This is a genomic window from Vibrio sp. 10N.286.49.E11 (assembly GCF_041469505.1).
In the GTDB taxonomy this organism is placed as follows: domain Bacteria; phylum Pseudomonadota; class Gammaproteobacteria; order Enterobacterales; family Vibrionaceae; genus Vibrio; species Vibrio crassostreae_C.
Map to the genome: position 1 here is coordinate 68568 of NZ_JBFRKQ010000078.1, position 10070 is coordinate 78637.

Annotated in this window: 14 protein-coding genes; 12 read left to right on the plus strand and 2 right to left on the minus strand. The window is 45.0% G+C overall.

Features of this window, described 5'->3' with window-relative positions:
* The first annotated feature begins 64 nt into the window (after positions 1 to 64).
* The 3 genes from AB4167_RS18525 to AB4167_RS18535 all read left to right on the plus strand — a co-directional run bounded on the left by AB4167_RS18525 (position 65) and on the right by AB4167_RS18535 (position 2133).
* Positions 65 to 265 (plus strand): YheV family putative zinc ribbon protein, encoded by a 201-nt coding sequence (locus AB4167_RS18525; RefSeq protein ID WP_019825339.1) that lies wholly within the window; start codon positions 65 to 67, stop codon positions 263 to 265.
* A 94-nt stretch (positions 266 to 359) separates the two neighbouring features.
* Positions 360 to 950 (plus strand): peptidylprolyl isomerase, encoded by a 591-nt coding sequence (slyD, locus tag AB4167_RS18530; RefSeq protein WP_017061108.1) that lies wholly within the window; start codon positions 360 to 362, stop codon positions 948 to 950.
* 217 nt (positions 951 to 1167) lie between these two features.
* Positions 1168 to 2133: an isoaspartyl peptidase/L-asparaginase family protein gene (locus tag AB4167_RS18535; RefSeq protein WP_017066209.1), complete on the plus strand. Its 966-nt coding sequence runs from the start codon at positions 1168 to 1170 to the stop codon at positions 2131 to 2133.
* Positions 2134 to 2313: 180 nt separating this feature from the next.
* On the opposite strand, the gene AB4167_RS18540 is transcribed toward AB4167_RS18535, so the two are convergent.
* On the minus strand, positions 2314 to 2541 hold the full coding sequence (locus tag AB4167_RS18540; protein WP_009848930.1) for a SlyX family protein: 228 nt from the start codon (positions 2539 to 2541) through the stop codon (positions 2314 to 2316).
* A 5-nt stretch (positions 2542 to 2546) separates the two neighbouring features.
* Positions 2547 to 3524 (minus strand): WD40 repeat domain-containing protein, encoded by a 978-nt coding sequence (locus AB4167_RS18545; RefSeq protein WP_017066210.1) that lies wholly within the window; start codon positions 3522 to 3524, stop codon positions 2547 to 2549.
* A gap of 131 nt (positions 3525 to 3655) precedes the next feature.
* Between AB4167_RS18545 and fkpA the strand changes: the two genes are divergently transcribed.
* The 9 genes from fkpA to AB4167_RS18590 form a co-directional block, all read left to right on the plus strand.
* Positions 3656 to 4432 (plus strand): FKBP-type peptidyl-prolyl cis-trans isomerase, encoded by a 777-nt coding sequence (fkpA, locus tag AB4167_RS18550; protein ID WP_017061105.1) that lies wholly within the window; start codon positions 3656 to 3658, stop codon positions 4430 to 4432.
* A gap of 204 nt (positions 4433 to 4636) precedes the next feature.
* Complete coding sequence (locus AB4167_RS18555) at positions 4637 to 5362, plus strand: transcriptional regulator (RefSeq protein ID WP_004729851.1); 726 nt, start codon at positions 4637 to 4639, stop codon at positions 5360 to 5362.
* A complete protein-coding gene (gene tusD, locus AB4167_RS18560; protein WP_017063709.1) occupies positions 5356 to 5745 on the plus strand; it encodes a sulfurtransferase complex subunit TusD in 390 nt (129 codons plus the stop codon). The genes AB4167_RS18555 and tusD overlap by 7 nt, the downstream gene beginning before the upstream one ends.
* On the plus strand, positions 5742 to 6098 hold the full coding sequence (gene tusC / locus AB4167_RS18565; protein WP_017063710.1) for a sulfurtransferase complex subunit TusC: 357 nt from the start codon (positions 5742 to 5744) through the stop codon (positions 6096 to 6098). The genes tusD and tusC overlap by 4 nt, the downstream gene beginning before the upstream one ends.
* An 8-nt stretch (positions 6099 to 6106) precedes the next feature.
* Entirely contained in the window at positions 6107 to 6382 is a 276-nt protein-coding gene (tusB, locus tag AB4167_RS18570; protein ID WP_372136893.1) for a sulfurtransferase complex subunit TusB, read from the plus strand.
* A gap of 182 nt (positions 6383 to 6564) precedes the next feature.
* Positions 6565 to 6939, plus strand: a complete 375-nt coding sequence (gene rpsL / locus AB4167_RS18575) for a 30S ribosomal protein S12 (protein WP_004737194.1) — start codon at positions 6565 to 6567, stop codon at positions 6937 to 6939.
* A 107-nt stretch (positions 6940 to 7046) separates the two neighbouring features.
* Positions 7047 to 7517, plus strand: a complete 471-nt coding sequence (gene rpsG / locus AB4167_RS18580; protein ID WP_010435163.1) for a 30S ribosomal protein S7 — start codon at positions 7047 to 7049, stop codon at positions 7515 to 7517.
* A gap of 166 nt (positions 7518 to 7683) precedes the next feature.
* Positions 7684 to 9780 carry an elongation factor G gene (gene fusA / locus AB4167_RS18585; protein ID WP_017061101.1) on the plus strand — a complete coding sequence of 699 codons (2097 nt, stop codon included), beginning with the start codon at positions 7684 to 7686 and terminating at the stop codon, positions 9778 to 9780.
* Between the two features lie 147 nt (positions 9781 to 9927).
* Positions 9928 to 10070: GTP-binding protein (locus tag AB4167_RS18590; protein WP_240798929.1), on the plus strand; the 143-nt coding region annotated here is incomplete at its 3' end.

Genomic DNA, 10070 nt, shown 5'->3' on the forward strand with positions numbered 1-10070 from the left:
TGCTTAACTTATCAATAAAGTGAGTGGGAAGAACCGCGAATCCAGAGTAGTAAAGGATATGAACGTGAAACAGAAAAAACGCTTTATCGCAGGGGCAAGCTGCCCAAGTTGCAGTACTCAAGACACACTCCGTTGGTGGATTGAAAATAATATCGAGCTGGTGGAATGTGTCGATTGTGACTTCACAGAACAGCGTAAACCGAAAACTGTAGAGAAATCTGAACACGCGAATCAAGAAATGATCGGTATTTTTAAGCCAGAATGATTGAGTTTCGTTAATTGATCCCCATAATATCCCGGTACAGAATTTTTCCTAAGCTCAACTGTTCGAGCTTAGTCCAAACCTCCTTGGAGCTCTCATGAAAATTGAAAAGAACGTAGTAGTTAGTGTTGCATATCAAGTGAAACTTGAAGATGGCGTAGTAGTTGACCAATCAACTGCAGAAGCTCCACTAGATTACCTTCACGGTCACAACAACCTAATTACAGGTCTTGAAAAAGAGCTTGAAGGCAAAGTAGCTGGCGACAAGTTCTCTGCAACTGTTACTCCAGAAGACGCATACGGCGAACACAACGACGCACTAGTTCAACGTGTTCCTGCTGACGTATTCCAAGGTGTTGAGCAAATCGAAGTTGGCATGCGTTTCCTAGCGGATACTGACCAAGGCCCAATCCCAGTTGAAGTTACTGAAGTAGATGGCGACGAAGTTGTTGTTGATGGTAACCACATGCTAGCTGGCCAAACTCTAACGTTTGACGTTGAAGTTGTAGCGGTTCGTGAAGCGACTGAAGAAGAAGTTCAACACGGTCACGTACACCAAGAAGGCGGCTGTGGCGGTCACGACCACGATCATGACCACGAAGGCGGTTGCTGTGGTGGCGAAGGCCATGACCACGGTGAAGAGAAAAAAGACGGCTGCTGCGGCGGCGGTAGCTGTGGTTCTCACTAATACCGAATTAACGGTTTAGTTTAAGAATCTTGAAAGCCTCCCTTGTGGAGGCTTTTTGCGTTTAGGAGTCTCGCTTTTTGACCTCGCTTTTCTCTACCAAACTAAGTGTCCGCAAATCTAAGCATTCGTAAAAGTTTGGTTTTCGTTATCAGACATCGAACCATGGATGTGGTATTGATAGCACAACATTATAAGACGACGTCAGTGGAGAGTTTGTATGTCACAGCCTTTTTCAATTGCCATTCATGGTGGTGCAGGAACCATCTTGCGCGAGCAAATGAGCTATGAATTAAAAGCGGGTATTACCGAGGCTTTGGAAAAATCGGTTTTGGCTGGTTATCAAATATTGCAATCGGGTGGTGATGCTCTGGATGCGGTAGTGGCATCGGTTAAGGTGATGGAAGACAGCCCGCACTTTAATGCCGGTAGGGGCTCTGTTTTAACGCATGATGAATTTGTTGAGATGGACGCTTCTGTGATGCATGGCCGCGAAATGGATGCAGGTGCTATTGCAGGCGTTCGCCATATCAAAAACCCAATTGAGCTTGCACGTGATGTGATGCGGAAAAGCGACCATGTGTTGCTGATTGGTGAAGGTGCCGAGAAGTTTGCGTTTGAGCATGACTACACCTTTACCGAGCAAGACTACTTCTTTACTGAGCGCCGCTATGACCAACTTCAGTCGATGAAAGAGAAAGGCATCTTTGCTCTGTCTGAAGCGAAATATGATCAGCAGCAAGCTGAGAAATACCCTGACGATAAAAAGTACGGCACGGTTGGTGCGGTCGCATTAGACCAAGCGGGTAACTTAGCGGCAGCAACCAGTACCGGTGGCGTGACCAATAAGAAATACGGTCGTGTGGGTGACTCTCCGATCATTGGTGCAGGAACCATCGCTGAAAATGGCAATGTTGCCGTCTCAACAACCGGGATGGGTGAGTTCTTCCTACGTAAAATGGTCGCCAGTGATGTCGCAGCACGAATGCGTTATCTGAAAGAAGATGTGCACACCGCTTGTGAAACGATCATTCAAGGTGAATTGAAAACCATGGGTGGAGAAGGTGGCTTGATCGCTATCGATGGCCAAGGCGATATACATTTTGGTATGAACAGCTCAGGAATGTATCGTGCAAGCGTTGATACTCAAGGTCGTGTTGAAGTGAAGATTTATGCCGACGACTAAGTTGGTATCGGCTTAATTGGCTTTAGCTTATTCACTGAGATGAAATAAACAAAAGGGCGACAGATAAGTATCTGTCGCCCTCTTAGTTTTCTATGTCCCGTCCTGAAATGTGTTTACACATTGAGGACGAGAAACTAACGATATGCGTCGTTAGATTTAATTGGTTATTTTGAACCGCACTTAATAGTGTGGAGGTGGCGTCTCTTCTGATGCGTCAGCTAGATTAGAGCCATCCATATTTTTTACTTTGCCAACCACGAACTTCATCTGATCTTGCATTCTCGTGATTAACATTTGTTGTTGGCTAAGCGCTTCATTGAGTTCTTCAATGGTCTGTTCTTGGAAAGCTAGCTGACACTCTAGGTCATTTACGCGGCTTTCTAGTTGTTCAACTCGCTTTTCTGTCATCGTTCTTAATCCACATTCCAAGCTTGGGCAATGCCCGCAGAGGTGCCCGATATCACACGGTTCTTATCATCAAAGGCTGCATCATACACTACCGCACGAGGAGGGCGAGCATCTTTTAATGGCTCAGCATCGTGGCGAGAAATTCGCTTGCCATCCTGAGTATTCCACACACTCACTTGGCTGGATGGTGTGCCCGTCACCAACATACTGCCGTCATCAGAAAAACGCGCACTCGAGAAAATCAACTGTCGAGACCAGCTTTGCAATTGCGCTTGAGGTTCGCCCGTTTCAAGATCCCAAATCATCGCTTGATTGCCGCCATCAGAGGTAAAAGCCAGTTCACCATCGCGTTGTAGCGCGACTCGTACTACTCTTTGTTCATGCTCAAAGGTGCGCAACACCAAGCCCGACTCGGTATCCCAAAGGTAAGCTTTGTAGTCGTTGCCGCCTGATAATGCGTAGCGGCCATTAGAAGAGAGGGAGACTGAATTCACTTTTTCTCGGTGAGCAAGGAACTCCAGACGGCGTCCGGTGACTAAGTCCACATAGATGGCTTTTCCATTAGAAAGGCCAAGCAGTACTTTTTCACCATTGCTAGAGATATCGACATCGCGAATCAAGCCGTCGGAGATAGACCAGAGCCCTTGTGCTTGAGTCCAAGATAAGTCCCAAACGGCGAAGTTCATCTGGCTAGCGGTAATGGCAAAACGGCCATTGTCCGAGATACGGATACGCGATACTTGGTTTTCTAACTGGTCTTGTGGACCAAGCCGAGCCAACTCTTGGTCTTCGGCGAGGTCCCAAAGGAGCAGTTGCTTTTGCTGAGAGTAGAGCAGGGCGAAGCGTCCATCTCTGCTGAGTGCAAAGCTGGTGGCACCATTGGGCTCAATTTCCCAACGCTGCTCATCATCTTGGAAGAAAAAGCAACCATTTAACAAGGTGATGACAATTGTACATAGCAATGAGTGGAAAAATATTCGCATCACATCTAATAATCCGGTTTGTGTCGAAAGACATATGACTAGTATATTGTTATAACTAACGTATTCACACCAATCTAATCATTAGATTTGTGCACAATAACCAATGGCTTGGCCATTAATTGGAGAATTCAATGAAATCAGTTTTAAAAGTATCACTGCTTGCCGCAACGGTTATGCTAGCAGTTGGTTGTCAGAAAGAAGAACCAAAGGCAGAAGCTCCACAGGTAGAAGAAGTTAAAGTTGAAGCAGTAAACTTTAAAACAGAAGATGACAAAGCGGCTTACGCAATCGGTGTATCTTTCGCTAACTACCTAAGCACAAGCATTGATAAGCCAAGCGAGCTAGGTATCAACCTAGACAAAGATATGGTTCTTCAAGGTATCGAAGACGTATTCGCAGAGAAAACAGCACTTAACGAAGAAGAAACTCGCGCAGCTCTTGAAGCTCTAGACAAGCGTGTTGCTGAAACGATGCAAGCACAAGCGGCAGAAAAATCTGCAGAAGTGAAGAAAGCCGGTGATGACTTCCGCGCTGAGTTCGCTAAAACTGAAGGCGTTAAGCAAACTGAATCTGGTCTACTTTACCAAGTAATGACTGCTGGTGAAGGCGCTTCTCCAAAAGACACTGATACCGTTCAAGTACACTACAAAGGTACGCTAACAGACGGTACTCAGTTCGACAGCTCTTACGATCGTGGCGAACCAGCAACATTCCCACTAAACCGCGTAATCCCAGGCTGGACTGAAGGCGTACAACTGATGCAAGTTGGTTCTAAGTACAAGTTCGTTATCCCGCCAGAGCTAGCATACGGTGAGCAAGACACACCGACTATCCCAGCTAACTCAACGCTAGTATTCGAAGTAGAACTACTAAACATCGATAACGCTGAAGCAGCTCCTGCACAGTAATATCGGTTAAAAGCCTCGTACTAAAATACGTTGATTGAATAAAAAGCCTAACTTTGAGTTAGGCTTTTTTTATGATTTGAAGATGAGTATTTGATTTTTAACTTGTTCTAAATCACTAGTTGCAATGTTAGCTAGGTGTGCAATTAAAATTTTCTGATAAACTTACATAAATTTGTTGATTTTTCACACGAAGGTAAGGAATAAGTGACTACTACAGAAACAGTCAATGCAGATGTGTTACTTGAAATGGAATCAGTCCACGTTATGCCATTCAGTGAACACGATAAAATCATTCTAAGATCTTATGAGGCCGTTGTTGACGGTATTGCGAGCCTTATTGGTCCGTTTTGTGAAATCGTTTTGCACTCTTTAGAAGACCTCAATACTTCTGCGATTAAAATTGCCAACGGCGAAAATACAGGTCGTCAGGTTGGCTCGCCGATCACCGATCTTGCATTGAAGATGCTAAAAGATATTGAAGGTTCTAAGCGTAACTTCTCACGTTCATACTTCACTCGCGCTAAAGGCGGAGTGTTGATGAAGTCGATCACGGTTGCTATCCGCAACGGTGAAGACCGAGTGATTGGCCTACTGTGTATTAACGTGAATCTAGACGCGCCATTCTCACAAGTGCTGCAATCGTTCATGCCTACACAAGACGCAGACGAAGCCGCATCATCGGTTAACTTCGCTAGTGACGTTGAAGAACTTGTCGACCAAACGGTTGAACGCACCATTGAAGAAATTAACGCTGACAAATCGGTATCGAACAATACTAAGAACCGTCAGATCGTGATGGAGCTGTACGACAAAGGTATTTTCGATATTAAAGACGCGATCAACCGCGTTGCTGAGCGACTGAACATCTCTAAGCACACCGTGTACCTATACATCCGCCAACGTAAAACAGAGGATGAAGAGGGTTGCTAAGCTATACACTCCTAGTGAATGGGCCAGTCTATGGCTCACAGTCAGCAAGAAGTGCCTACCAGTTTGCCGTGGCTCTGATTAAACAGGGCCACAAACTTCACAGTGTGTTCTTCTATCAAGATGGCGTGAGTAACGGCTCAGACCTTACCGTACCGGCTAACGATGAATTTGATTTAGCTTCTGCTTGGCAAAAGCTGGCTGATGAACACGATGTTAGCCTTGAAACCTGTGTGGCAGCTGCGCTAAGACGCGGAGTGATTAGCTCTGAAGAAGCAGAGCAACATCAACTAAGTGCCTCTAACCTAGCCACTGGATTTACTCAAGCCGGATTAGGGAGCTTATCGGAAGCGCTACTAACGCAAGATAGGGTTGTGCAGTTTTGAGAAAGTTAGCCTTTATATTTAACAGTTTCCCTCATACGACCGCTGCGGGTAGAGAAGGGTTAGACGCCCTGCTTGCTGCGTCCGCATATAGTGAAGACATTGCCGTGTTCTTTGTTGGCGATGGCGTGACACAGCTTCTCAAAGCGCAGCAGCCCGACGAAACACTATCGCGTGACTACATCTCTGCATTCAAACTTATGGACCTGTACGACATCGAACAGGTGTATGTGTGTCAGCGTAGTCTGAGTCAGTTTGGTCTTTCAGCAGACAACCTGCTGATCGATGTGACCACCGTTGAAGCCGACGAGTTAACGCAGAAGTTAGCTCAGTGCCAACAGATACTGACTTTCTAGGGGACGCTATGCTTCATATTGTAAAATCAGTCGACAAACTTAAACTCGCATTGACCTATTCTCAGCCACAAGATCAGTATCTTTTGGTGGAAGATGCGGTGTATGTTTGCCTTCCCAATCATGAGTTATTCACTCAAATCTGCGCAGTAGAGCAGGTGTCGGTGTTAAAACCAGATCTCGATAGCCGAGGTTTACAACTACTTGTCTCAAGTATCATTGATCAAGTTGACTTCGATGGCTTCGTTAAACTGACGGTTTTGAACGACAAATCAGTCACTTGGTAGCTGTGTTTTATCAGTTTGGTTAAAAGTAGACCATCCTGAGCTCTAGACGGCTAAAAAAGATCTGTATATTTCTTGACACACCTCCCACTGCTGAATAGAATTTTGCGTCCCTAATTACGACTTGTGATTAGGGATAGATTTTTCACAAAGCTTACTTTCAAGTAAATTTCAGGAGCTAGTTAATGGCAACTATTAACCAGTTGGTTCGCAAACCTCGTGTAAAGCAAGTTGTTAAAAGCAACGTGCCTGCACTAGAAGCGTGCCCACAAAAACGTGGTGTATGTACTCGTGTTTACACTACTACACCTAAAAAACCTAACTCGGCACTACGTAAAGTATGTCGTGTACGTCTAACTAACGGTTTCGAAGTAACTTCGTACATCGGCGGTGAAGGCCACAACCTACAAGAGCACAGTGTTGTACTAATCCGTGGCGGTCGTGTAAAAGACCTTCCGGGTGTTCGTTACCACACTGTTCGCGGCGCACTTGACTGTGCTGGCGTTAACGACCGTAAACAAGGTCGTTCTAAGTACGGTGTGAAACGTCCTAAGTCTTAATTGATTCTCTTTTTTAAAAAGAAATCGTTAAGTAAGGCCAAACACTATTTTATTTATTATTCTGAAAAGTTTTGGAAAAAACCTGAAGAAGACAACGGAGAATATCCATGCCACGTCGTCGCGTAATAGGTCAGCGTAAGATCCTTCCAGATCCTAAGTTCAAATCTGAATTGCTGGCAAAATTCGTTAACATCCTTATGGTTGACGGAAAGAAATCTACTGCAGAAAAAATCGTTTACACTGCACTAGATTCAATGGCTGAGAAGTCTGGTAAAGACCACTTAGCTGTATTTGAAGAAGCTCTTGAAAATGTTCGCCCAGCGGTAGAAGTTAAATCTCGCCGTGTAGGTGGTTCAACTTACCAAGTACCTGTAGAAGTTCGTCCGGTTCGCCGTAACGCTCTTGCTATGCGTTGGGTAGTTGAAGCTGCGCGTAAGCGTGGTGAAAAATCTATGGCTCAACGCCTAGCTGCTGAAATGCTAGACGCGTCTGAGAACAAAGGTACTGCGGTTAAGAAACGTGAAGACGTTCACCGCATGGCTGACGCAAACAAAGCGTTCGCACATTACCGTTGGTAATACCTTTTTAGTGCTGCAAGGTTCCTTGCAGCACTTCTTTAGTTCCTATGCTTATGCTAGGAACTATTGCTATTTCTAGGGCAAGCAATTTTTAGCGAAGCATCGCTTTTAACGCCTAATCTAGACATAGCAATAGTCCCTAAGTCTCTAATAAGAGGATTCAACCGTGGCTCGTAAAACTCCTATAGAGCAATACCGTAATATCGGTATCGTTGCTCACGTAGATGCAGGTAAAACAACCACAAGTGAACGTATTCTGTTCTATACCGGTCTTTCTCACAAAATCGGCGAAGTTCACGATGGTGCAGCAACCATGGACTGGATGGAGCAAGAGCAAGAGCGCGGTATTACGATCACTTCAGCAGCAACCACTACGTTTTGGCGTGGTATGGAAGCTCAGTTCTCGGACCACCGTATTAACATCATCGACACTCCTGGACACGTTGACTTCACAATCGAAGTAGAACGTTCTCTGCGTGTGCTTGATGGTGCAGTTGTTGTGTTCTGTGGCTCATCTGGTGTTGAACCTCAGTCAGAGACAGTATGGCGTCAAGCTGATAAGTACCAAGTTCCACGTATGGTTTTCGTTAATAAAATGGACCGTACCGGCGCTGACTTCTTGCGCGTAGTTGAACAGATCAAGGACCGCTTAGGCGCAACTCCTGTTCCAATTCAACTGAACATTGGTGCTGAAGAAAACTTCCAAGGCGTTGTCGATCTTATCAAGATGAAGGCAATTAACTGGAATGAAGCTGACCAAGGCATGACTTTCACATACGAAGATATTCCTGCAGACATGCAAGAAATGGCTGAAGAATATCGTACAGAACTTGTTGAAGCTGCTGCAGAAGCAAATGAAGAGCTGATGGATAAGTACCTTGAAGAAGGTGAACTAACAGAAGCTGAAATCAAACAAGGTCTTCGTACTCGTACCCTTAATAATGAAATCGTACTTGCTACTTGTGGTAGTGCATTCAAAAACAAAGGTGTACAAGCTGTTCTAGATGCAGTTGTTGATTTCCTGCCTTCTCCAGTCGATGTACCTGCAATTAAAGGTATAGATGAAGATGAGAACGAAGCAGAGCGTCACGCAGACGACAAAGAACCGTTCTCAGCGCTAGCATTTAAGATTGCAACAGACCCATTCGTTGGTACTTTAACTTTCATCCGTGTTTACTCTGGTGTTGTTGAAAGCGGTAAAACAGCTTATAACTCTGTGAAGAAACAACGTGAACGCTTAGGTCGCATTGTTCAAATGCACTCAAACAAGCGAGAAGAAGTAAAAGAAGTACGAGCAGGTGACATCGCAGCCATCATTGGCCTGAAAGATGTGACTACTGGTGAAACCCTTTGTGACCAGAACCATAAGATTGTTCTTGAGCGCATGGAGTTCCCAGACCCAGTTATTCAGATCGTTGTAGAGCCAAGCTCTCAAGCTGATCAAGATAAAATGACTATCGCTCTAGGTAAACTAGCAGCGGAAGACCCATCGTTCCGTGTTGATATGGATGCGGAAACTGGCCAGACTCTGATTTCTGGTATGGGTGAACTACACTTAGATATCATCGTTGACCGTATGAAGCGCGAATTTAGCGTGAACTGCAACGTTGGTAACCCGCAAGTGGCTTACCGTGAGACTATTCGTGGTACAGCGAAAGCGGAAGGTAAATTTATCCGTGAACATGGTGGTAAAGGTCAGTACGGTCACGTATGGCTGAAACTAGAACCATCAGAAGCTGGCGAAGGCTTTGTCTTTGTGGATGAAATTGCCAATGGTATCGTACCGAAAGAGTTTATCGCTTCAGTTGCTAAAGGCGTTGAAGAGCAGATGAACAATGGTGTGCTTGCTGGCTATCCAGTTTTGGATATCAAAGCTACACTATATGATGGTTCTTACCATGAAACAGATTCAAGTGAGATGGCGTTTACAATCGCTGCCTCTATGGCTTTCAGAACGGGTGCACTTGAAGCGCAACCGGTTCTGCTTGAGCCTATGATGAAAGTTGAAGTAACTACTCCAGAAGACTGGATGGGTGACGTTGTTGGCGATATTAACCGTCGTCGCGGCATCATCGAAGGTATGGACGAGGGGACAGCTGGCCTGAAGATAATTCGTGCACAAGTTCCGTTGTCTGTCATGTTCGGTTACGCAACTGATTTACGTTCTGCGACACAAGGTCGTGCTTCTTACTCTATGGAGTTTAGTGAGTACGCTGAAGTGCCTAACAATGTTGCAAAAGCAATCATTGCAGAGCGTGGTTAAACAAAAGGAAGGCATTTTTTTTCATTTTTTGAAAGAACAATGCGTCCAAATATTGCGCTAACGAGAGTTGGCGCATAAAATAGCAATTTCTGGCGCGTCTCGCTCAATAATGAACGTGGCGAATCATAACTAGGAAGGAACACGATTGTGTCTAAAGAAAAATTTGAACGTACGAAACCGCACGTAAACGTTGGTACTATCGGCCACGTTGACCACGGTAAAACAACTCTAACTGCTGCTATCTGTACTACTCTTGCAAAAGTATACGGCGGTGTTGCTAAAGATTTCGC

Coding starts and splice junctions, on each gene's coding strand:
- AB4167_RS18540 (WP_009848930.1), bottom strand. CDS start 2,541: ATGACAGAAAAGCGAGTTGAACAACTAGAAAGCCGCGTAAATGACCTA.
- rpsG (WP_010435163.1), top strand. CDS start 7,047: ATGCCACGTCGTCGCGTAATAGGTCAGCGTAAGATCCTTCCAGATCCT.
- slyD (WP_017061108.1), top strand. CDS start 360: ATGAAAATTGAAAAGAACGTAGTAGTTAGTGTTGCATATCAAGTGAAA.
- tusB (WP_372136893.1), top strand. CDS start 6,107: ATGCTTCATATTGTAAAATCAGTCGACAAACTTAAACTCGCATTGACC.
- fkpA (WP_017061105.1), top strand. CDS start 3,656: ATGAAATCAGTTTTAAAAGTATCACTGCTTGCCGCAACGGTTATGCTA.
- rpsL (WP_004737194.1), top strand. CDS start 6,565: ATGGCAACTATTAACCAGTTGGTTCGCAAACCTCGTGTAAAGCAAGTT.
- AB4167_RS18535 (WP_017066209.1), top strand. CDS start 1,168: ATGTCACAGCCTTTTTCAATTGCCATTCATGGTGGTGCAGGAACCATC.
- AB4167_RS18545 (WP_017066210.1), bottom strand. CDS start 3,524: ATGCGAATATTTTTCCACTCATTGCTATGTACAATTGTCATCACCTTG.